The 19,113-nt window shown below is 58.8% G+C and carries 20 protein-coding genes; 12 read left to right on the forward strand and 8 right to left on the reverse strand.

Translation table 11 applies throughout. The annotated features are described in order from the left end of the window. Positions 1-103: 103 nt before the first annotated feature. The 3 genes from ACR3FC_RS15930 to secG all read right to left on the reverse strand — a co-directional run bounded on the left by ACR3FC_RS15930 (position 104) and on the right by secG (position 2,862). A complete protein-coding gene (locus ACR3FC_RS15930) occupies positions 104-586 on the reverse strand; it encodes a bacterioferritin (protein WP_480476452.1) in 483 nt (160 codons plus the stop codon). Between the two features lie 112 nt (positions 587-698). Beyond that, positions 699-2,342, reverse strand: coding sequence for a CTP synthase (locus tag ACR3FC_RS15935; RefSeq protein ID WP_480476454.1), 1,644 nt, complete (start codon positions 2,340-2,342; stop codon positions 699-701). 160 nt (positions 2,343-2,502) lie between these two features. Further along, on the reverse strand, positions 2,503-2,862 hold the full coding sequence (secG, locus tag ACR3FC_RS15940) for a preprotein translocase subunit SecG (RefSeq protein ID WP_480476944.1): 360 nt from the start codon (positions 2,860-2,862) through the stop codon (positions 2,503-2,505). A 150-nt stretch (positions 2,863-3,012) separates the two neighbouring features. On the opposite strand from secG, the gene nthA reads away from it, so the two are divergent. The 5 genes from nthA to ACR3FC_RS15965 all read left to right on the forward strand — a co-directional run bounded on the left by nthA (position 3,013) and on the right by ACR3FC_RS15965 (position 6,383). Next, complete coding sequence (gene nthA / locus ACR3FC_RS15945) at positions 3,013-3,627, forward strand: nitrile hydratase subunit alpha (RefSeq protein WP_480476456.1); 615 nt, start codon at positions 3,013-3,015, stop codon at positions 3,625-3,627. Continuing rightward, positions 3,624-4,301 (forward strand): nitrile hydratase subunit beta, encoded by a 678-nt coding sequence (gene nthB / locus ACR3FC_RS15950; protein ID WP_480476458.1) that lies wholly within the window; start codon positions 3,624-3,626, stop codon positions 4,299-4,301. The genes nthA and nthB overlap by 4 nt, the downstream gene beginning before the upstream one ends. Continuing rightward, the gene (locus ACR3FC_RS15955) at positions 4,298-4,636 is read left to right on the forward strand and encodes a nitrile hydratase accessory protein (RefSeq protein ID WP_480476460.1); all 339 of its coding nucleotides are present in this window, start codon (positions 4,298-4,300) and stop codon (positions 4,634-4,636) included. The genes nthB and ACR3FC_RS15955 overlap by 4 nt, the downstream gene beginning before the upstream one ends. 215 nt (positions 4,637-4,851) lie before the next feature. Beyond that, positions 4,852-6,147, forward strand: coding sequence for an adenylosuccinate synthase (locus ACR3FC_RS15960; protein WP_480476462.1), 1,296 nt, complete (start codon positions 4,852-4,854; stop codon positions 6,145-6,147). After that, positions 6,147-6,383 (forward strand): DUF2842 domain-containing protein, encoded by a 237-nt coding sequence (locus ACR3FC_RS15965; RefSeq protein WP_480476464.1) that lies wholly within the window; start codon positions 6,147-6,149, stop codon positions 6,381-6,383. The genes ACR3FC_RS15960 and ACR3FC_RS15965 overlap by 1 nt, the downstream gene beginning before the upstream one ends. A 200-nt stretch (positions 6,384-6,583) precedes the next feature. Here ACR3FC_RS15965 and ACR3FC_RS15970 read toward each other — a convergent pair whose 3' ends face one another. After that, positions 6,584-8,287 carry a hypothetical protein gene (locus ACR3FC_RS15970; protein ID WP_480476466.1) on the reverse strand — a complete coding sequence of 568 codons (1,704 nt, stop codon included), beginning with the start codon at positions 8,285-8,287 and terminating at the stop codon, positions 6,584-6,586. Between the two features lie 123 nt (positions 8,288-8,410). Between ACR3FC_RS15970 and ACR3FC_RS15975 the strand changes: the two genes are divergently transcribed. Next, positions 8,411-9,118: a thiamine diphosphokinase gene (locus ACR3FC_RS15975; protein WP_480476468.1), complete on the forward strand. Its 708-nt coding sequence runs from the start codon at positions 8,411-8,413 to the stop codon at positions 9,116-9,118. Here the strand turns inward: ACR3FC_RS15975 and ACR3FC_RS15980 are convergent. Genes ACR3FC_RS15980 through ACR3FC_RS15995 form a run of 4 tightly spaced genes read right to left on the reverse strand, consistent with a single transcriptional unit; the run spans position 9,063 to position 12,536 of the window. After that, the gene (locus ACR3FC_RS15980) at positions 9,063-9,977 is read right to left on the reverse strand and encodes a DMT family transporter (protein WP_480476470.1); all 915 of its coding nucleotides are present in this window, start codon (positions 9,975-9,977) and stop codon (positions 9,063-9,065) included. The two genes, ACR3FC_RS15975 and ACR3FC_RS15980, sit on opposite strands and share 56 nt — an antisense overlap. A 45-nt stretch (positions 9,978-10,022) precedes the next feature. After that, positions 10,023-10,439 (reverse strand): GFA family protein, encoded by a 417-nt coding sequence (locus tag ACR3FC_RS15985; RefSeq protein ID WP_480476472.1) that lies wholly within the window; start codon positions 10,437-10,439, stop codon positions 10,023-10,025. 20 nt (positions 10,440-10,459) lie between these two features. Next, on the reverse strand, positions 10,460-11,833 hold the full coding sequence (locus ACR3FC_RS15990) for an L-serine ammonia-lyase (RefSeq protein ID WP_480476474.1): 1,374 nt from the start codon (positions 11,831-11,833) through the stop codon (positions 10,460-10,462). Position 11,834: 1 nt separating this feature from the next. Further along, entirely contained in the window at positions 11,835-12,536 is a 702-nt protein-coding gene (locus tag ACR3FC_RS15995) for a glutathione S-transferase family protein (RefSeq protein WP_480476476.1), read from the reverse strand. 167 nt (positions 12,537-12,703) lie between these two features. Between ACR3FC_RS15995 and rpiA the strand changes: the two genes are divergently transcribed. The 6 genes from rpiA to ACR3FC_RS16025 all read left to right on the forward strand — a co-directional run bounded on the left by rpiA (position 12,704) and on the right by ACR3FC_RS16025 (position 18,901). Beyond that, positions 12,704-13,492: a ribose-5-phosphate isomerase RpiA gene (gene rpiA, locus ACR3FC_RS16000; RefSeq protein WP_209504279.1), complete on the forward strand. Its 789-nt coding sequence runs from the start codon at positions 12,704-12,706 to the stop codon at positions 13,490-13,492. A 124-nt stretch (positions 13,493-13,616) separates the two neighbouring features. Next, a complete protein-coding gene (gene gor, locus ACR3FC_RS16005) occupies positions 13,617-14,975 on the forward strand; it encodes a glutathione-disulfide reductase (protein WP_480476478.1) in 1,359 nt (452 codons plus the stop codon). Positions 14,976-15,047: 72 nt separating this feature from the next. Further along, positions 15,048-16,190: an FtsH protease activity modulator HflK gene (gene hflK / locus ACR3FC_RS16010; protein ID WP_480476480.1), complete on the forward strand. Its 1,143-nt coding sequence runs from the start codon at positions 15,048-15,050 to the stop codon at positions 16,188-16,190. Further along, positions 16,190-17,086 carry a protease modulator HflC gene (gene hflC, locus ACR3FC_RS16015; protein WP_480476482.1) on the forward strand — a complete coding sequence of 299 codons (897 nt, stop codon included), beginning with the start codon at positions 16,190-16,192 and terminating at the stop codon, positions 17,084-17,086. The genes hflK and hflC overlap by 1 nt, the downstream gene beginning before the upstream one ends. Then, positions 17,086-17,280, forward strand: coding sequence for a DUF2065 domain-containing protein (locus tag ACR3FC_RS16020; protein ID WP_480476484.1), 195 nt, complete (start codon positions 17,086-17,088; stop codon positions 17,278-17,280). Before hflC ends, ACR3FC_RS16020 begins: the two co-directional genes overlap by 1 nt. A gap of 127 nt (positions 17,281-17,407) precedes the next feature. Further along, entirely contained in the window at positions 17,408-18,901 is a 1,494-nt protein-coding gene (locus ACR3FC_RS16025) for a Do family serine endopeptidase (RefSeq protein WP_480476486.1), read from the forward strand. The last annotated feature ends 212 nt before the right edge of the window (positions 18,902-19,113 follow it).

Here is a 19,113-nt window from a genome sequence, read left to right on the forward strand (position 1 = left end):
GAGTTTTTGCACCCAGACAGGTCACTTTGAGGTGACGGCACAGGCACAGATTGCGTCAGCTGTGCAAAGTACCTGTGACATCCACTGGTTTGAAACCAAGGCCTCAGGCTTCGCCCGCAGCGCCAGAGACGAATTTCGCGCTAAACGCAGATTCGCCAAGACGTTGCAGCAGGCTCAGCTGTGTCTCCAGCCAGGCTTTATGACCTTCTTCTTCCATCAGGATACGTTCGAACAATGTACGCGAACCAACATCACCGACTTCGGCCGCCTGTTGCGCTGCATTGGTGTAGAAATCGACGGCCTCACTCTCGTCTTGGAGATCAGAGGCGAACATTTCTTCCAGCGTGCCCGCTGCGGCTGGGCTTTTCTGAAACGCAAGCTCGGGGGTTCCACCCAGAAACAGGATACGTTCGATAAAGGCGTCAGAATGCACCAGTTCTTCCTGCATCTCGCCCCGCATTTTCTCAGCCAGAATATCAAGGCCCCAGTCGTCCAAAACGTGCGCGTGCAACTGGTATTGGTGCGCGGCAGTAAGCTCCATATGAAGCGCTTGCTGAAGGTTGCTGATCGTTGTTGCGTTGCTCATCGGAAATCTCCTGAAATCGTGAAATGCAAAAGCAGAAAGCCTGCCGCTGCACACAGTTAAGAGGTCAATCCCCACGAAACAACGTGGGGTGACGGTCCGACACAGTCAGGGATCAGACCAGGCGCGAGGTGTCTTTCGCGGCCCGCACAAAATCGCGAAACAGCGGATGCGGGTCAAACGGCTTGGACTTCAGTTCTGGGTGGTACTGAACGCCAATGAACCACGGGTGATCCGCCCATTCCACGATTTCGGGCAGACGACCGTCCGGCGACATGCCCGAAAACTTCAGGCCCGCTTTTTCAAGCTTGTCGCGATACTTGATGTCCACTTCATAGCGGTGGCGGTGCCGTTCCTCGATCTGAGTGCCGCCATAGACCTCGGCGACTTTGGATCCGTCCGCCAATACTGCGTTGTAGGCCCCAAGGCGCATTGTGCCGCCCTTGTCGTCGCCGACCTTGCGCTCGACTTTGTGGTTGCCCTGTACCCACTCCTTGAGGTGATAGACCACCGGTTCAAACCGTTTCTTCCCGGCCTCATGGTCGAACTCCTCGGACCCGGCTTCGGTAATACCCGCAACGTTTCGCGCTGCCTCGATCACCGCCATCTGCATGCCAAGACAAATGCCCAGATAGGGGACTTTGTGCTCGCGCGCATATTGCGCCGCCTTGATCTTGCCTTCGGTGCCACGCTCGCCAAATCCACCGGGGACGAGGATGGCGTGGAAGCCTTCCAGATACGGAGCTGCGTCTTCGGTGTCGAAAACTTCGGCATCCACCCACTCGATCTTGACCTTCACACGGTTGGCCATACCGCCATGGGTCAGCGCCTCGGCAATCGACTTATAGGCGTCTTCAAGCTGCGTGTATTTGCCGACAATGGCCACTTTCACTTCGCCTTCGGCGTTGTGGATGCGGTCGCTGACATCTTCCCATTTGGCCAGATCAGGTTTGGGGGCAGGGCTGATCTGGAAGGCGTCCAGAACGGCCTGATCCAGCCCCTCGCGGTGATAGGCCAGCGGCGCGTCGTAAATGGTGGACAGGTCCTGCGCGGCGATCACGCTGTCCGGACGCACGTTACAGAACAGGGCCAGCTTTTCCCGTTCCTTGGTCGGGATCGGCCCTTCGGACCGGCAGACCAGAATATCGGGGGCCAGACCGATCGAGCGCAGTTCTTTCACCGAGTGCTGGGTCGGCTTGGTTTTCAACTCACCCGACGCTTTGATGTAGGGCAGCAACGTCAGATGCATAAAGATACACTGGCCGCGCGGTTTGTCCTGACTGAACTGTCGGATGGCTTCAAAGAAGGGCAGGCCTTCGATGTCACCCACGGTACCGCCAATCTCACACAGCATGAAATCAACCTCATCCTCGCCGATGGCGATGAAATCCTTGATCTCGTTGGTGACGTGCGGGATCACCTGAATGGTCTTGCCAAGGTAATCGCCGCGGCGTTCTTTCTCGAGCACGTTTGAATAGATCCGCCCGGAACTGACCGAGTCGGTCTTGCGCGCTGCGACACCGGTGAACCGTTCGTAATGGCCAAGGTCCAGATCGGTCTCGGCGCCATCATCGGTGACAAACACTTCGCCATGCTCAAAGGGCGACATCGTGCCGGGATCGACGTTCAGATAGGGGTCCAGCTTGCGCAGACGCACCGAATAACCGCGGGCCTGCAACAAAGCGCCCAAAGCTGCCGAAGCCAGCCCTTTGCCCAAGGACGAAACCACACCACCGGTGATGAAAATAAAACGTGCCATAGTTTTTCGGCTGCTCCCGTGAGACGTCAAAATCAGCTGCCCGGCGGTTCCGAAAAACCGCTGCATCACGGGACTTCACGTATAAAGGATTCGCGCCAAAAGCGCAAGAGAACCGCAAGATGCTGTTGCAGTCCTCTTTCATGTTTCTAGGTTTTGTGGATCAATCCGCCTGCGGGATCAGAGGCGCGTTGTCGTCCTGTGCCGGCGGCAAAAGATCATCAACCGACGGAATCGCCGGTGCGCTTTCCTCGGTCGAAGCCGGTGCCGGAACGCCCAGACGGTCGATTACCGAGCTGCCCGAAGATTTCTGAGCCGCAAGAATGGTCAGCGTGATCGAGGTGACGATGAAACAGGCCGCCAGAATCCACGTCAGCTTGCCCAATGCCGTCGCTGCTGCGCGACCGGCCATGGCACCGCCACCACCCATACCCAGGCCACCGCCTTCGGACCGCTGCATCAGGACAACGGCGATCAGGCCCAGAGCCAGAAGAAGATGGATAATGAGAACGACGTTTTCCATGGTGGTCCTGTACAGCGTGGCGTGTATCGCGTGGTACTTATGCAAGTTTGCCAGCGGGGGCAAGTCAGGAGTTGGCATCAACTTCTTTGATGTATCCCATCACGTCAAAGGGACTGGACAGTGTGTTGATTTGTGACGCAGGCTGCGGCCATGCCACATGACGATCACGACCACCCGCATGCCCTGTTGCCACCTGAACCCGCATTGCGCGTCAAAGCGCTCGAGACGATTCTGACCCGCAAAGGGCTGATCGATCCGGCGGCTCTGGATGAGATCATCGACACTTATCAGAACAGGATCGGGCCGCAAAACGGCGCGCGCGTCGTTGCCAAAGCCTGGAGCGACCCTGCCTTCAAAGCTGCCCTGCTTGAAGACGCCACTCCGGTCGTAGCGGACCTTGGCTACTATGGCCGCCAGGGCGAACATATGGTGGTGGTCGAGAATACACCGGACCGGCACAATATGGTCGTCTGCACCCTGTGCAGCTGTTACCCTTGGCCGCTGCTGGGTATCCCGCCCGGATGGTACAAATCCGACGCCTACCGAGCCCGCGCAGTGCGAGAACCGCGCAAGGTGTTGGCCGAATTCGGCGTCACCTTGCCCCAAGACACCTCTGTACGGGTTTGGGATTCGACGGCCGAGATTCGCTATCTCGTCTTGCCCATGCGCCCTGAAGGCACAGACGGAATGAGCGAAGATGAGCTTGCTGCGCTTGTGACGCGCGACAGCATGATCGGCACGGGCCTTCCCAAGGTGCCATCATGACCCGCGTTCACGATATGGGAGGCCGTTTCGGTGATGGTCCGATACACCCCGAGGCAGAGGACGCGCCTGTTTTTGCCGAAGACTGGCACGCCCGCGCTCTTGCGGTGACACTTGCATCCGGGTTTCTGGGGCAGTGGAACATCGACGTTTCGCGCCACGCGCGCGAACGCTTGTCTCCGAAGGATTACACCCGGTTTTCGTATTATGAGAAATGGATATCCGGTCTGGCCGATCTGCTGGTCGAAAAGGGTGTTCTGACATTGGATGATCTGCGTGGCGTGAGCGGCGACAATCCGCACCCCTTGGCAGACAGAGCGCTCAAGGCCGAAGCGGTGTCCGCTGCGCTGGCCAAAGGCGGGCCTGCGGACAGGCCTTCCAATGTCGCGGCGCTGTATTCTGTGGGGCAAGAGGTTGTCACGGTCCGGCCGACAGCAAATCGCCTCGTGGATGGAGGTCACACGCGCCTGCCTGTCTATGCATCCGGTGCCAGGGGCCGAATCCTGCGCCTGCACGGAACCCATGTTCTGCCCGATTCCAATGCGCATGGGTTGGGTGAGGCGCCAGAGCCGATTTATGCAGTGGCTTTTGCGGCATCAGAACTCTGGGCCGCCACCGAACATCCCGCCGACCAGGTGGTGCTGGACCTCTGGCAAAGCTACCTGGAACCGGCATGAACGACTGTATCTCATACGGAGCCCCCGAGCCGGTTTTTGCTGAACCCTGGCACGCTCAGGTCTTTGCCGTCACCGTCGCGCTGAACGAGGCTGGGCGGTTCGATTGGGCGGATTGGGCGGCGCGCTTTTCAGCGACATTGAAACACAATGGGCTTGCCCGGGAATTGGATGGCGGTGACGATTACTTCCACGCATGGCTGGAAACGCTTGAGGCATTGCTGGCCGAACAGGGCGCTGCAAGGCCGAAAGATGTGCTTGATCTGCATAAGGCCTGGGAAGAGGCTTACCTGACCACTCCGCATGGGCAACCTGTCCACTTACGGCGACAGGGTTAGGGGGCTCTGCCCCCGCCGCCCGTTCCGGGCGCCTCCCCCGGGATATTTACAGCCAGGTGAAGCAGGGGATCCACTCTTCATCTGGCTACAAATATCCCCGCCGGAGGCATCGCGCGCCAGCGCGATTTTCCTCTGCGGCGAAATATCGGTTTCCCTGCCGTTTTTGCCCCGCTATATGAGCCGGGTTTGATCACTCAGCACGAAAAGGACCGGATATGGCCAACGTGGTTGTTGTCGGCGCCCAATGGGGCGACGAAGGAAAAGGCAAGATTGTCGACTGGCTCAGCGAAAGGGCGGACGTAATCGCGCGTTTTCAGGGCGGTCACAATGCCGGTCATACGCTGGTGATCGACGGTGAGGTTTATAAGCTGCACGCGCTTCCTTCGGGCGTGGTACGCGGCGGCAAGTTGAGCGTTATTGGCAACGGCGTGGTTCTGGACCCCTGGCATCTGGTCAATGAGATCGCAACCATCCGGGCGCAGGGTGTTGAGATCACTCCTGAGACGCTGATGATCGCTGAAAACACGCCATTGATTCTGCCCATTCATGGCGAGTTGGACCGTGCGCGCGAGGAAGCTGCGAGCAAAGGCACCAAGATCGGAACAACCGGTCGTGGAATTGGCCCGGCATATGAAGACAAGGTTGGGCGGCGTTCTGTTCGCGTTGCCGATCTGGCGGACGAAGCCACGCTGGAGGCCCGCGTTGACCGCGCGTTGCAACATCACGATCCGTTGCGCAAGGGACTGGGTATCGAGCCGGTTGACCGCGACGCGCTGATTGCTCAACTCAAAGAGATAGCGCAACAAATTCTGCCGTTTGCAGCTCCCGTCTGGAAAGTGCTGAACGAAAAGCGCAAGGCCGGGAAACGCATCCTGTTTGAAGGGGCGCAGGGCGCGCTGCTGGATATCGATTTCGGCACCTATCCCTTTGTGACGTCGTCAAACGTGATTGCGGGGCAGGCGGCAACCGGTGTTGGTATTGGCCCAGGCTCGATCAATTTCGTGCTTGGCATTGTTAAGGCCTATACCACCCGTGTTGGAGAAGGGCCGTTCCCGACCGAGTTGGAAGACGCAGACGGTCAGCGTCTGGGTGAACGCGGGCACGAATTCGGCACGACAACAGGCCGCAAGCGCCGCTGCGGATGGTTCGACGCCTGTCTGGTGCGCCAGACCTGCGCAACCAGCGGCGTGAACGGTATTTCGCTGACCAAGCTGGATGTTCTGGACGGGTTTGAGACACTTAAGATCTGTACCGGGTATGAGCTGGATGGCGAACGTTTGGATTACCTTCCGACCGCTGCTGATCAGCAAGCCCGCTGTAACCCGATTTATGAAGAAATGCCGGGGTGGAGCGAATCGACCGAAGGCGCGCGCAGCTGGGCGGATTTACCTGCAAATGCGATCAAATATGTGCGTCGGGTCGAAGAACTGATCGAATGCCCGGTTGCGCTTTTGTCCACAAGCCCGGAGCGGGACGACACCATTCTGGTGACGGACCCCTTTGCTGACTGATGCGCGAGAAACAGAAGACAGGGTTGAGTTACAAGGCACGCCGGCGCTGGTCGCTGGTGATCCTTGTGCTTGGCCTTCCGCTGTACATCATCGCCGTGGTGACGATCGTGAACTTGCTTGGGCGTCCTCCGATCTGGATTGAGTTGCTGGTTTATATCGTGCTGGGCATCCTTTGGGCCCTGCCGTTCAAGTTCGTGTTTCGCGGCGTCGGTAAAGAAGACCCCGATCAGTCCTAGCGCTCGTCAGGTACGTGTAAATGACCGGGCCTGCTGAGTGCCGTGCGGGAAAACGCGTGGTCCTCGGCGCTTTGGTGACGACCGTCTGGTAACAGTCGAAACGCGCGGGCTTTGCCATTCAAGGCTGGCGTATGGTCCAATTGCAAAAGCAAAAAGGCCGGGGGCAAACCCCGGCCTTGCTTGTGAACCTTCCAGTGTGATCAGCCTACGGCACGCTCGTCGTCGGGGCGAAAACCGATCAGGTTGGACGCCGCGAAACGCCCGCCTCCGGCTTTCTCGATTTTACCATCGCGCAGCAACTGCCCAAAAGAACGCAGGCTTTCTTCGCGATTGAACTCGTCCTGTTTCAGCGAACGCACCTTGTTCATCAGCTGCGGGCGCGAAAACTGCTCCTGACCTTCGATGAAGGACAGATAGGCGGCAGCCGCTTCCAGAAGATCAGGCAGCGATTGCGCACCCTGTTCCTGTGCAAACTGTGCAAAACCGCCTTCCTCTGATCCGGTTGCTTCCTGGTCTGTAGTGACGCGACGTGGCAAGACCGGACTTGCGGATGTTCCGTGTTCATCCACGCGCTGCTCGGCCACCAGCTTGAGTGGCGCCGGAGCTTCCGGTGCCGGACGCATGCTGGTTACCTTGATTTCGGGTCGCCGTGGGCTGACCACGGATGCCAGATCGCCGCGGTATTCCCGGTCGGCCGCCTCTTTCGAGCGCGCCTGACCGTCGCGGTCGGCTTCGGTGGCTGCGACGGCGGTGCGCAGGTGCGAATAGGTTTCGCGCGCATCGCTGCTGCTGGGGTCATCCATATGCTCGCCGGTCTTTGCCATCAGGCGCGACATATCCTGATCGGGATCCGCATCGTCAGCCAGTTTTTGGCTCGAACGACCGGACAGGTGCTGTTCGATCTCGGAAATTTCGGTCAACAGGTGCATTTCGTCTTCTGCCGTCAATACACCCTGCGTCAGGTCTTCCTCGACCGGTTCATCGTCGGATTCAATTGCTACGTCTTCAACGTTGAGGATGTTGGGGGCATCTTCTTCGTCGAAATCGTCTTCGGCAACGTCTTCAAGATCAGCGAACAGAGGCTCGGCAGCGGACTGATCCGCCACCGGCGCGTCTTCGATTTCGTCGATATGCAGGGGCTGGGGGGTCAGGGGCGCCTGCAGGTCAACGGTTTCTTCGATCTGAGTTTCAGAAGCTTCGGGGATCAGCGCTTCTGCTGTCTCAGCCGCTTGCGGTTCTTCAGCTTCCTGATCCTGCAACTCATCAATCGCAGGCGCTGCAGGCTCTTCGGTTTCCTGGGCTTCAGGCTCAGTGGGTTCGGCAAAGTCTTCTGCGCTGAGCGCACCGGCCTCAAACGCAGCGGCCACAGCATCTACCGGGGGGGCGGTATTGGCCAGCAGCGGCGACTCTTCGTCTTCGGAATACTCGGCAGCGGGCACGTCGGAATGAGAGACGACTGCGCGAATGCGTTGCAGTTTCGCCGCGATGCTGTCAGCAGCCGGGGGCGGGGTGTCCGCGACAGGTTCTGCCTCGGCGAACCCGGTCTGCGCGGGGGCCGTATGCGGCTGAACATGAGCGGGAGTTTCGGCAGCCTTGATAGCGGCCGTGTGCGGGGCCGGTTCTTCAGCAGCGACAGGAGTTTCGGTGGTCTGAGTGGCGCGCAGCAACAGGCCGGATTCGTTCTGACGGGCTTCGACGCGCTGTGATGCATCGCGCCGGGCGATGCGGGTCAGCATTTCGGCATCCGGTTGCGGGGGTTCTGAGCCGAAGTAGCGGTCATCCGCTGCGAGATCGCGGAAATACTCGGCGATGGCTTTCATCGTTTCAAAGGAATCATCAAATCCTTCCAAAGTGCAGGAGAAGGTTCCATATGAAACGGTTAATACCTTGTTATTCTGTACCATCAGACGCACGTCCTTTACAAACTACGAGAGCCCACTTACCCGGAATCGGGAGCACACGAAGGCTCTGAACTTTATGCATGAACCTATCATTTTGTGGTCTTAATGTGTCCAAATCCGGGAAAAATGGCCAATCTTAGGAAAATCAAGCCAATTGTACGCTCTGCCGATCCAATTGGGCTGTTCGGAGGTGGATTTATCGGATCTGGAGACCTGAATCTGGTGCTGAATCGCGTCAATTCGGTCGTTGCCGCCGATGGCGGAGCGGACGTTTTGACAGAATCAGGCCGGATTCCCGATGCGGTGATTGGTGACTTCGATTCGCTGAGCAAAGCGACGCAAGCAAAAATTCCCGCGGATCGCCTGTTTGCCATCCGCGAACAGGACAGCACCGATTTCGACAAGGCTCTGCGCAATCTGCACGCTCCGCTGGTTCTGGGGGCTGGGTTTCTTGGCGGGCGGCTTGATCATCAACTGGCCGTTCTGAACGTTCTGGTCCGGCGGCAGGATCAGGCCTGCATATTGCTGGGCGAACGTGAATTGGTTTTTCACGCACCGCCAGAGATCAAGCTGCCGGTTGCGCCCGGCGATGTGGTCTCGCTGTTTCCGATGCAGCCAGTAACGGGGCGTAGTACCGGGCTGGAATGGCCGATTGACGATCTGGCCTTTCGGCCGGACGGGCAGGTGGGAACGTCCAACCGCGCACTGGCACCTGTCGAGCTGAAGATGGATGGGCCGGGCTTGCTGGTGATGATCCCGCGCGCTGCACTCGATCCGCTTATGCAGGTGTTTCTGTCGGGGCAGACCGGGCGCTGGCCCGCTCGCGCAGAATGACGTACAGGCCTGCGGCAATGGTAATGACGATGCCAACTGCAGCCAATCCGTCGGGCAGGTCGCTGAAGATCACCCATCCGATCAGGGTTGCAACCGGGATTTCCAGATATTGCATCGGGGCCAGTGTAGCAGAGGGCGCATAGCGCAGCGACCAGGTCATCAGTAGATGGGCGACCGTACCCAACACCCCGATCGCAATCAGCAGCCAGTTCAGGTCGCTGGACGGCAGGGTCATCGAGAGCTCTTGAATGTTCATTTGCGTGCCAATCAGAAGGATCGGAGCCAGAAGGACTGTCGCAAATACGCCGGACACGGCTTGCAACGACACCGGGTCGGTCTCTTTCGCGACTTGCCGGGTGACCAGCATGAACAAGGCAAAAACCACGGCAACGATCAGTGGCAGCAACGCAGGTGCGCCCACCTCTGCAAAGCTGGGTTGAATAACCAGCAACGTGCCAATGAACCCGACGATGCAGGCGGCAAGACGGCGGGAACCGACCTCTTCCTCCAGAACATATTTGCCCAGCAGCAGCATGATGAATGGCATGACGAAGGCAATTGCAACGGCATCCGCCAAAGGCAGGAATTGCAGCGCGCTGAACATGGCCGAAATACCGATGATATGCAGCAGGGTCCGTAGCAGGGTCAGCCGCAGGATGCGTCCGCGCATCCGCCAGGGCCGCCCCGTCACCGCAACCAGAGGGATCAGGATCACCGCTTGCACCGCGAAACGGACCATGACCAGCAGACCCAGCGGTGTGGTCTCGCCCAACAGCTTCGCCATCGCATCCCCCAAGGGCGCGAGCACGCAAAAACCGAGCATCAAAAAGATGCCAAAGACGGGTCTGTCCTGTGTCATGAGCGCGACGCTAACTGTTTCGCGACGCAGAGGGAAGCGCTGTTGTCAGCGGTCGGCCAGGGGCTGAACCTTGGTGTAATCCGGCCCGTTGCAGGTAGGCAAACCATCCTCCAATTTCAGCCATTTCAGCTTTTCTTCATGCGCGACATGTAACGTAGGTTCCAGCGCTTCAGGAGAGTCCAACGTCGCGACAAAAAGGTGCATCACATCCGACATGGCGGTTGAACGGAAGGACATCGGCGTGCCGCAGTGCGGGCAGAAGCTGCGCTCGACACCGGGAGAGGAGTTGAAACGCTTGGGCTCTTCACCGGTCCACCGCCAATGGCCATCTCGAACTCCGAAATACGTTGTCATCGGCGATGCGCATTGGCGGCGGCAACTGTCGCAATGGCAGGTGACGCATGACAGTACCGGAGGGTCGACCTCGAACCGGATCTTGCCGCACAGACAATGTCCACGCATGTCGTCCCTCACTTTCGGTTTCAGCAGTTCGGTACGTTCACAGCCAGACCACCCAGCGACGTTTCCTTGTATTTCTCATGCATGTCATGGCCGGTCTGGCGCATCGTCTCGATCACCGCGTCCAGCGGCACGAAATGCTGACCATCTCCGCGCAAGGCCAGCGAGGCGGCTGAAACCGCTTTGATGGCCCCCAGCCCGTTTCGTTCGATACAAGGAACCTGAACCAGCCCGGCAACAGGGTCGCAGGTCATGCCCAGATGATGCTCCAGCGCGATCTCGGCGGCATTTTCCACCTGTTCGGGGGTTCCCCCCATCACGGCGCAAAGCCCGGCTGCCGCCATGGCGGCCGCGCTGCCAACTTCGGCCTGACATCCCGCTTCGGCACCCGAGATTGAGGCGTTGTATTTCACCAACCCGCCAATGGCCGCTGCGGTCAGCAGGAAATCCTCGATATGGCTTTCGGACGCGCCCGGTACGTGATCCAGATAATAGCGCAGAACAGCGGGCAGAACACCTGCGGCCCCGTTGGTGGGCGCGGTGACAACTTGCCCGCCCGCCGCGTTTTCCTCGTTGACCGCCATGGCATAGACGCTCATCCAGTCGTTGATCGTGTGCGGCGCGGTCAGGTTCATGCCGCGCTCGGCCATCAGCGCATCATAGATGCCTTTCGCGCGGCGGCGCACTTTCAACCCGCCCGGAAGGATGCCGTCAGTGGTCAAGCCACGTTCGATACAGGCATTCATGACGTCCCACAGGCGGGCCGAGCCTTTCGCGAAACTGTCGGCGCAGCCCCGCGCGATCTCGTTCGCGCGCTTCATCCCGGCAATGCTTTTGCCACTGGATTTGGCCATCTCAAGCATTTCTGCGGCGGATTTGAACGGGAACGGGACCGGGTCGCCTTCGTCGGTGTCTTTCCCCTCGGCCAGTTCTTCCTCGGTCAGGACAAAGCCGCCGCCGATCGAATAGAACACCTGCCGCAGGATCACATCGCCCTGTGCGTCGGTGGCCATCAGGATCATCCCGTTGGCGTGTCCGGGCAGATTGTTGTCGTAGTCAAAGATCAGATCCGCCTTGGGATCGAAATGAAGCGTCGGCAGGCCTTCGGGCGTGACCGTGTGCGTGCGGGCGATATCAGCCAGCGCGGCCTCGGCCTTTTCATTGTCATAGGTGTCAGGAACAAAACCCGCCAGACCCAGAATGGTCGCCCGATCGGTCGCGTGACCGACACCGGTGAAGGCAAGCGAGCCGTGCAACGATCCTTTCAGGCCTGTAAATTCAAAGGGGGAGGCGCGCATCATGTCCAAAAAGCGCGCCGCGGCCACCATCGGGCCCATTGTGTGAGATGAAGACGGGCCAATGCCCACTTTGAACATATCGAAGACAGATAGGAACATATCAGATAGCCGAGCCTTCCGGGGGATTAGCGTAAGTAGGGGATGTGAAGGGTGTAACGCCCAAACCTTCCGCAGCGATTGCCGAACGGGTGGCGGGGCATGTCTCAAGGTGCAGAAGAACTTTCCGCAGATGCGGCGTGTCGGCCAGTTGATACCAGCTACGGTTAGCACTTACGGGGTACAGGGCCATCCAGCGCATCATGCAGGCGACATAATAGGTCAGAACCGATGGGACACCTGCGCGAAACCACTCAGGCCCGCGTTGCGCCAGCGCATCCAGCAGCCGCAGGTGCTGCAGCAACCGGGGTCGGATGCCCGCGCGCAGCGTGTCGGCCTGTGAGGCGTCTATGTATTTTTCAGCGTAGAACAGGATGCGCAGATCCGCATGCAACGTGTTGGACGCAAAAAACAGCCATTTCAGAAATCCGGCGCGTTCAGGATCATCCGCCGTCGGGGCAAGTTGACCATGGCGCTCCGTCAGCCAAAGCAGGATCGCCGCGGTTTCAAAGATCGGGCCCTGCGGCGTTTCCAGAACCGGGATCAGCCCGTTGGGATTAAGCGACCGATACGCGTCGCTGTCCTGCTCGTTCTGGCAGCGGTCCACCAGCACCGTTTCATAAGCCACGCCCATCTCGTCCAGCGCCAGCCGGATCACCAGCGAGGCGTTGTCAGGGGCATAGTGCAGGCGGTACGGGGTCAACATGCGCGCAACTTACAGCGCAAAGATGTGGGTGTAAGACATGATTGCGACTTTTCCGACAGGAAACGCGTAGTCCTGAGACATCTTAACGCCTGTCGGATCGCAAAATGGGGTCGCAGTCGCCTGACGCATTCCCTATAACTCCGTCAGAATAAACTGGGAAAGCTGCTATGACCAGAGATCTGTCGCCAATCGACACCGCGAAATATGTTGCCGCGTACCGTGCCGCCGACATGGTCGAAGACGGGATGCGCGTGGGCCTTGGCACAGGATCGACAGCCGCCTGGCTGGTGCGCCGTCTGGGTGAACGGGTGCGCGAAGACGGCCTGCGGATTAAGGGTGTTCCAACCTCGACCCGCACGGCGCAGCTTGCCCGCGAGGTTGGTATTGACGTCATTTCACTGGATCAGGCCGGTTGGCTGGACATGACCATCGACGGCGCGGATGAGTTCGATCAGGACCTGAACCTGATCAAGGGGGGCGGCGGTGCGCATTTGCAGGAAAAGATTGTGGCCACGGCCAGCGATCAGATGATCGTCATCGCCGATGCAGGCAAAGAAGTTGAAACTCTGGGGGCCTTTCCACTGCCTGTCGAGGTCATTCCCTTTGGCTGGCAGACAACGCGCACATTGATCGAGGAAGCCCTGGATACAATGGATGTACTTGGAACGTCCTCGGCGCTGCGCATGAATGGTGAGGCCCCGTTTGTAACCGATGAGGGCAACCACATCCTTGACCTGCACCTCAAGCGCATCGGCAACCCGCGCCAGATGGCGCTGATCCTGAACCAGGTGCCCGGTGTTGTGGAAAATGGCCTGTTCATCGACATCTGCGACAAGGTCGTGATCGGCCATGGCGATGGCCGGGTCGAGCTGCGGGATATCAACGCGGGCACGGTCGAACTGGATCAGCTGCTCAGCGGGTCGCGCGACAATCTGTTCTCCGATTTTTCGGACTGAGTTTCGTGCAGTTCCGTTCGGCAAGTGGCTATGAAAGTTCGAATTTTCCGCGCCGGGGGTTGGCACAGGCTTTTTTACGCCCAGATATCCAGAGAATTTTGAAAGTTGAACGAAGGAACCCGGCATGAGCTTTGACTATGATCTTTTTGTCATCGGCGGAGGTTCGGGCGGGGTCCGCGCGGCGCGTGTTGCGGCGGGCGAAACCGGCGCCAAGGTCGCGCTGGCCGAAGAAGACCGGTATGGCGGCACCTGTGTGATCCGGGGCTGCGTGCCAAAGAAGCTGATGGTCTTTGCCAGCGAATACTCGGGCATGGTCGGGGATGCGCAGGCCTATGGCTGGGACATTCAGCCCGGCGCGTTCAACTGGAACACTTTCCACGGCAAGCTGGTGGCCGAGCTTGATCGGTTGGAAGGGATATATCGCAATATCCTGAAGAACAACGGCGTCGAAAGCTTTGACCAGCGTGCGCGCCTTGTGGATGCCCACACGGTCGAGCTGACCGATGGAACCCGCAAAACCGCCAAACACATTCTGATCGCCACTGGCGGTCGCCCGGTTGTTCCGGATTTTCCGGGCTCGGAACTGGCGATTACGTCGAACGAGATATTCCATCTGGGCAAGCTGCCAGAAAGCATCCTGATCGTAGGGGGCGGTTATATCGCCTGTGAATTTGCCGGGATCATGAACGGGCTGGGGGTCAGGACGACTCAATTTTATCGCGGCGCACAGATTCTTCGGGGTTTTGATGACGAGGCGCGTGGACTGATCAGCGAAGAAATGTGCCAGAACGGCATCGACCTGCATCTGGGCACCAATGTGCTTGAGATGAAAAAGCAAGGCGACAAGATCTGGGTCAAGGCCACCAACGGCTCCGAGCAGAGTTTTGATGTGGTGATGTATGCCACGGGCCGTGCGCCGAATGCCGATAACCTTGGGCTGGAGGCTTTGGGCGTTGAACGCGGCCGTAAAGGCGAGATCATCGTGGATGAATACAGCCAGACCGCCGTTCCCTCGATCTTTGCCATTGGCGATGTGACCGACCGGGTGAACCTGACCCCGGTCGCGATTCGCGAGGGGATGGCCTTTGTGGAAACCGTGTTCAAAGGCAATCCGACACCGGTAGATCACGACTTGATTCCGACGGCAATCTTCACTCAGCCTGAGATGGGAACTGTCGGCCTCAGCGAAGAAGAGGCAGCAGAACAGGAACCGATCGAGGTCTATGCCACATCTTTCAAGCCGATGCAGAAATCTTTTGCTGGCGGCACGCAGCGGGTACTGATGAAACTCATCGTCTCTCAGGCCACGCGCAAGGTGCTGGGTTGCCATATTGTCGCCCCCGGTGCCGGCGAGATGATCCAGCTGGCGGGAATCGCCGTAAAGATGGGCGCGACCAAGGAAGATTTTGACCGCACGGTTGCAGTTCACCCGGTCATGGCCGAAGAACTGGTGACAATGCGGCAACCTGTGCGCACGGCTTGATTTGCAAGCGCGCGCACACAGGTTACAAGGGAACCCGTGATCACACGGTCCAAAACGAAGGAAAAGATACATATGGCGGGCAACAGCGGCGGCCCCTGGGGGGGCGGAGGCTCATCCGGTGGCGGAGGAAATCAGGGTAACAACGGGAACGGGCGCAAGCCTCCCGAAAGCGATGGCCCGCATATTCCCGAGATCGATGAACTGATGAAAAAAGGCCAGGAACAGCTGCGCGTCCTCATGGGCGGCCGTGGCGGCGGTGGCCGTGGCGGTAGCGGTGGTCAGGGCGGTGGCGGTCCGGCCTTTACCAAGGGCACAGTTGCGATTGGCCTTGTTGCAGCTGCAGTAGTCTGGGGGCTTGCGAGCTTTTATACTGTCAAACCCGAAGAACAGTCTGTCGAACTGTTTCTGGGTGAATTCTCGGCCGTCGGCAATCCGGGCCTGAACTTTGCGCCATGGCCGTTTGTAACCGCCGAGGTTATTCCGGTGACCCGCGAACAGAACGAAGACATGGGTGGCGCGCGTGGTAGCGACGATGGCCTGATGCTGACCGGCGACGAGAATGTGGTCGACATAGATTATCAGGTTGTCTGGAACATCAACGACCCGGCCAAGTACCTGTTTAATCTGCGTGATCCGCGCCAGACGATCCGAGCCGTGTCCGAATCCGCGATGCGTGAGATCATTGCACAAAGCGAGCTTGCACCGATCCTTAACCGTGATCGCGGCGTAATCGCCGATCGTTTGCAGGTGCTGATTCAGGATACAATGGACAGCTACGATTCGGGTGTGAACATCATTCGCGTCAACTTTGACAAAGCCGACCCTCCACAGGACGTGATCGCCTCCTTCCGCGATGTCCAGGCTGCCGCGCAAGAACGTGACCGGTTGCAGAACGTGGCAGACGCCTATGCCAACCGTGTGCTGGCCGAGGCACGTGGTGAAGCCGCACAGATTCTGGAAGAGGCTGAAGGGTACCGCGCCCAACAAATCAATAGTGCCCAAGGTGAGGCCAGCCGCTTTAGCGCGGTTCTGGAAGAATACTCCAAGGCACCGGACGTGACTCGCAAGCGTCTGTACTTGGAGCGGATGGAACAGATTTTGGGTGACGTCGACAAGATCATTCTAGACCCGAGTTCGAGTGGACAAGGGCAGGGCGTCGTGCCCTACCTGCCACTGAATGAGCTGCGCCGTAGTCCTTCTGGGGAGAGCAACTGATGCGTAAGACGACATTTATTTTGCCGATCGTTTTCATCGCGGTAGTCGGTGTTCTTTCCTCGATTTTCATCGTGGACGAGCGCGAACGTGCTCTGGTTCTACAATTTGGCCGCGTTGTCGCGGTGAAGGAGGAGCCAGGTCTGGCGTTCAAGATACCGGTGATTCAAGAAGTAGTGCGCTATGACAACCGCATCCTGTCCATCGATGTCCACCCGCTGGAAGTTACTCCGCTGGATGATCGTCGTCTGGTGGTTGATGCGTTTGCGCGTTATCGAATTTCTGATCTGGAACAGTTCCGTCAGGCCGTTGGCGTCGGTGGTATCCCGGTGGCCGAGGATCGTCTGGACCGCATTCTGCGTGCTGAAACCCGCGAAGTACTGGGTTCGGTTTCCTCGCGTGACATCCTCAGCTCGGACCGTGCAGCCTTGATGCTGCGCATTCGAAATAGCGCGATTGCCGAAGCGCAGGCGTTAGGCGTCACCGTAATCGACGTGCGCTTGAAAGCGACCGACTTGCCGCAGGCCAACCTTGAGGCCACATTTGACAGGATGAAGGCCGAGCGGGAACGTGAAGCGACAGATGAACGCGCACGTGGTAACGAGGCGGCGCAACGTGTGCGCGCGCAGGCTGACCGGACTGTGGTTGAACTGGTGTCGGATGCGCGCCGTGAGGCTGAGATCACCCGCGGTGAAGCCGACGCCGAACGCAACGCGATCTTTGCCGAAGCTTATAGCGCCGATCCGGAGTTCTTTGAATTTTACCGCTCGTTGACGGCCTATCAGAATGCGCTGCAAGGCGGTAACAGCTCGCTGGTGTTGAGCCCGGATTCCGAATTTTTCAATTACCTGGGTTCACCCACAGGGCGGAGTGTTCCGGCGGCTCCGGTCTCTGAATAATGGGCATGATCCTTCTGGCCTTCGGGCTGGTACTGATTGTCGAGGGGCTGGCCTATGCGCTGGCCCCTTCGCTTATCGAACGGATGCTGGAGGCGCTGCGCGCCATGCCCGTACAGGCCCGGCGTCTGGCCGGGTTGCTTTGTGTTGTCAGTGGTTTGATCCTGCTCTGGGGGGCATATCAACTGGGCTTTTGACGGGGCGGTTTCACGTGCGGGTGATTTCGCTGCGATCCCGAGTTGCTCACCGGGTTAAACTGACTACATTGGAAACTAAGAAAGGCCGATACAGGCCTTGGCAAGATTGTCGACAAGGAGAGCTCAAGTGCAGGCGAAAGCGCGCAGTTTATCCGTCCGATGGGACGACGCGAGTGTTTGGATGCGGCTGATGTGGCTGGCCTTTGCCGGTACACTGCTTGTGCTGGCGCAGTCGGTTTCCGCTCAAGCCAGAAGCGAAAGCCTGGCGCCCTTGGCGGAAAAGATCAGCCCGGCCGTGGTGAACATCACCACAAGCACCCTGATCGAAGGTCAGACAGGTCCGCAGGGCATCGTGCCCGAGGGGTCTCCGTTCGAGGATTTCTTTCGCGAGTTTCAGGATCGCAACGGCGGCAATGACAACGGCCCGCCCCGACGCAGCAACGCCCTTGGGTCGGGTTTTGTGATCTCCGAGGATGGCTTTATTGTCACCAACAATCACGTCATTGCGGAAGCTGATGAAATCCTCATAGAATTCTTCCCCGGCGACGGGCAGCCCAAAAAAGAACTGGTGGCCAAGGTCATCGGAACCGATGAGAAAACCGATATCGCGCTGCTCAAGGTCGAAGCGTCCGGCCCCTTGAAATACGTGCAATTCGGCGACAGCGACGTGGCGCGTGTGGGTGATTGGGTTATTGCCATGGGCAACCCGCTTGGTCAGGGCTTTTCTGTATCCGCTGGTATCGTATCCGCCCGCAACCGAGCGCTCAGCGGATCTTATGACGACTACATCCAGACGGATGCGGCGATCAACCGGGGCAACTCGGGCGGTCCGTTGTTCAACATGGACGGCGAAGTGATCGGCGTGAACACCGCCATCCTGTCGCCCAACGGTGGCTCGATCGGCATCGGCTTTTCGATGGCGTCGAACGTGGTAGTGAAGGTTGTCGATCAGCTGCGCGAGTTTGGTGAAACCCGGCGCGGCTGGCTGGGTGTCCGCATTCAAGACGTGACCGAGGACATGGCCGAGGCCATGGGGCTGGAAAAGCCCGGCGGCGCGCTGATCAGCGATGTTCCTGAAGGCCCCGCCCAGGAGGCCGGTCTGAAAGCAGGCGACGTGATCATCAGCTTTGACGGTGTCGAAGTCGAAGACACCCGTGGTCTGGTCCGTCAGGTTGGCGAAACAGAAGTCGGCAAAGCTGTCCGGGTCATTGTGCATCGCGATGGCGGCACGCAGACAATTCTGGTCACGCTGGGACGCCGCGAAGACGCAGAAAGCAAAGAAGATGACGAAGAAGAAACGCAAGATGCTCCGGTCGAAGAAAACGCCGATATTCTCGGGCTGACCATCTCCCCGCTCACAGATACGCTGCGCGCGGATATGGGATTGGATGCAGATACCGAAGGTCTGGTGATTTCGAATGTCGACGAAGCGTCTGAAGCCTACGCGAAAGGGTTGCGCGCGGGTGACCTGATTACGGAAGCGGGTCAGCAAAAGGTGGAAACCATCGCGGATCTGGAGGCCCGAATGGACCAATCGCGAGAGGCTGGGCGGAAATCCCTGCTGCTTTTGGTTCGCAGGGGGGGCGAGCCGCGATTTGTGGCGCTAAGCCTGGAAGAGTGATTAGAAAAGGCCGGGACAAGCACCCGGCCTTTTTCATTGCCTGAACACCTGAAGAGGCATGCAGAAAGAAAATGAGCCATACGCGGTAATTGCGTATGGCTCAGATACAGGGAGAGATCAGTGGACAGATATCGGGGATGATTCTCTGACCTCCTACGGTAACAACTTCACCTTAGGTCAACGCCGACCTCTTCGTATGTGAACCAGATCAC

The sequence above is a fragment of the Ruegeria sp. AF3 genome (assembly GCF_056536285.1).